This window comes from Pseudomonas sp. P7758, from assembly GCF_013386485.1.
Taxonomy (GTDB): Bacteria; Pseudomonadota; Gammaproteobacteria; order Pseudomonadales; family Pseudomonadaceae; genus Aquipseudomonas.
The window spans coordinates 13,836-14,107 of sequence record NZ_JACARS010000193.1 but is presented as its reverse complement, the minus strand read 5'-3'; the positions used below and the strand labels follow the sequence as shown (position 1 = coordinate 14,107).

Annotated in this window: 1 pseudogene; it reads right to left on the bottom strand. The window is 64.7% G+C overall.

The window, feature by feature from the left end:
* A pseudogene (locus HX873_RS31915) lies at positions 1-272 on the bottom strand (MFS transporter); the annotation flags it as partial.

Sequence of the window (272 nt, the reverse complement as noted above, 5' to 3'; positions counted from 1 at the left end):
GGATGGCAGCAAGGTCAGGCCCGAGCCACAAACGCCAAGCACCGCAGCCGCCGTCAGCAGTTCGGATTGCGGGCGGGATTTGCTCAGGCGCCCGGCAACGGGAATGACCACCAGGGCCAGCAGGAACACCATATAGATCGTGCCCAGCGCCGCCGGGCCAAGGTCGAACGGGGCCTGGCTGAGGTAAAGGCCAGCGTAGGTAAACGTCGCCACTTGGGAGAACAGCACGCAAAATCCTACGGCGTAGGCTGCCAGCAACGGCGTGCCGAGCA